The following is a 2,391-nucleotide window of genomic DNA, read 5'->3' on the forward strand; positions in this document are numbered from 1 at the left end:
CGCCACCAACGTCCAGCCGGAGGCCCGCGGGCAGCTGGTCGCGATCGCCCGCGAGCACGACGTCCTGCCGATCGCGATCGTGCTGGACGTCCCGCCGGGCGTGTGCGCCGAGCGCAACCGCGCCCGCCCCGACCGCCAGCTGCCCGCCCACGTCGTCCCGCGCCAGCACCGCGAGCTGCGCCGCTCCCTGCGCGGCCTGGAGCGCGAGGGCTTCCGCAAGGTGCACATCCTGCGCGGCGAGGCCGAGGTGGCGGCCGCCGAGATCGAGCTGGAGAAGCGCTACAACGACCTGCGCCACCTCACCGGCCCGTTCGACATCGTGGGCGACATCCACGGCTGCCGCTCCGAGCTGGAGACCCTGCTGACCCGCCTCGACTACACCCTCACCCGGGACGCCGAGGGCCGCCCGGTGGACGCCGTCCACCCCGGGGGCCGTACCGCCGTCTTCGTCGGCGACCTGGTCGACCGCGGCCCCGACACCCCGGGCGTGCTGCGCCTGGTGATGGGCATGGTGGCGGCCGGTCACGCGCTCTGCGTGCCCGGCAACCACGAGAACAAGCTCGGCCGGGCGCTGGACGGCAAGAAGGTCACCGTCGCCTACGGCCTCCAGGAGTCGCTGGACCAGCTGGCCGGGGAGACGGAGGAGTTCCGGGCCGAGGCGCGCGCCTTCATGCGCGGCCTGGTCAGCCACTACCTGCTGGACGGCGGCGCCCTGGTGGTCTGCCACGCCGGCCTGCCGGAGAAGTACCACGGCCGCGCCTCCGGCCGGGTCCGCTCGCACGCGCTGTACGGGGAGACCACCGGCGAGACCGACGAGTACGGCCTGCCGGTGCGCTACCCGTGGGCCGAGGAGTACCGGGGCCGGGCCCTGGTGGTCTACGGCCACACCCCGGTGCCGACCGCGAGCTTCGTCAACAACACCATCTGCCTGGACACCGGCTGCGTCTTCGGCGGCAGCCTGACCGCGCTGCGCTACCCGGAGCGCGAGCTGGTGAGCGTCGAGGCCGAGCGGGAGTGGTACGCGCCGGTGCGCCCGTTGCTCACCGACGCGCCGGGCGCCCGCGAGGGCCGTCCGCTGGACCTCGCCGACGTGGCCGGGCGCCGGATCGTCGAGACCGGCCTGCACGGGCGGGTCGCCGTCCGGGAGGAGAACGCGGCGGCCGCGCTGGAGGTGATGAGCCGCTTCGCACTGGACCCGAGGCTGCTCGCCTACCTGCCGCCGACCATGGCGCCGAGCCCGACCTCCGGCCGGGACGGCTACCTGGAGCACCCGGAGGAGGCCTTCCGCGCCTACCGCGCGGATGGCGTCCGGCACCTGGTCTGCGAGGAGAAGCACATGGGCTCGCGCGCGGTGCTGCTGGTCGCCCGGGACGACGCCGCGCTGGACCGGCGCTTCGGGGTGGCCGGCCCGGGCGCGATCTGGACCCGCACCGGCCGGGCCTTCCTCACCGACGAGGAGCTGACCGCCGCGGTGCTCGGCCGGGTCCGTTCGGCCGCCGAACGCGCCGGGCTTTTCGAGGAGTTGGGCACCGACTGGCTGCTGCTGGACGCCGAGCTGATGCCCTGGTCGCTGAAGGCGGTGGAGTTGCTGCGCCGTCAGTACGCGGCGGTCGGCGCGGCCGCCGGGGCCGCCCTGCCCGAGGCGCTCTCCGCGCTGCGACGGGCGGCCGGGCGCGGGCTGGACCTGGCCGAGCTGACCGCCCGCCAGCACCGCCGGGCCGCCGACGCGCAGGCCTTCACCGAGGCGTACCGGCGCTACTGCTGGCCGACCGAGGGCCTGTCGGGCATCCGGCTCGCGCCGTTCCAGGTGCTGGCCGCCGAGGGCGCGAACCTCGCGGTGCGCCCGCACGACGAGCACCTGGCCTGGATCGACCGCCTGGTGGCGGCCGACGACGGCGAGGAGCCGGTGCTGCACCGCACCGGCCGGGTCCTGGTGGACACCGAGGACGAGGCCTCGGTGGCCGCCGCCACCGCCTGGTGGGAGGAGCTGACCGGGGCGGGCGGCGAGGGCATGGTGGTCAAGCCGCTGGCCTCGGTGGTGCGCACCTCGCGTGGTGAGGGCCGTCCGGGCGGGCTGGTCCAGCCGGGGGTGAAGGTGCGCGGCCGGGAGTACCTGCGGATCATCTACGGTCCGGACTACACCGAGCACCTGGACCGGCTGCGCCTGCGCTCGCTGGGCCACAAGCGTTCGCTGGCGCTGCGCGAGTACGCGCTCGGCCTGGAGGCGCTGGACCGGCTGGCGGCCGGGGAGCCGCTGTGGCGGGTGCACGAGCCGGTGTTCGCGGTGCTGGCGCTGGAGTCCGAGCCGGTCGACCCGCGTCTGTAGCGGCCGGTAGACCCGCGCTTGTGGCGGCCGCTCGATCCGCGCCCGTGACGGCCGGTAGACCCGCG

Annotated in this window: 1 protein-coding gene; it reads left to right on the plus strand. The window is 75.7% G+C overall.

Annotation, left to right across the window (positions count from 1 at the left end; all coding sequences use genetic code 11):
* On the plus strand, window positions 1-2,326 hold a 2,326-nt coding region (locus J0670_RS35980; protein WP_207816889.1), incomplete at its 5' end, for a polynucleotide kinase-phosphatase.
* Window positions 2,327-2,391 lie beyond the last annotated feature (65 nt).

It is taken from the genome of Streptomyces sp. FH025 (assembly GCF_017427025.1).
Taxonomy (GTDB): domain Bacteria; phylum Actinomycetota; class Actinomycetes; order Streptomycetales; family Streptomycetaceae; genus Kitasatospora.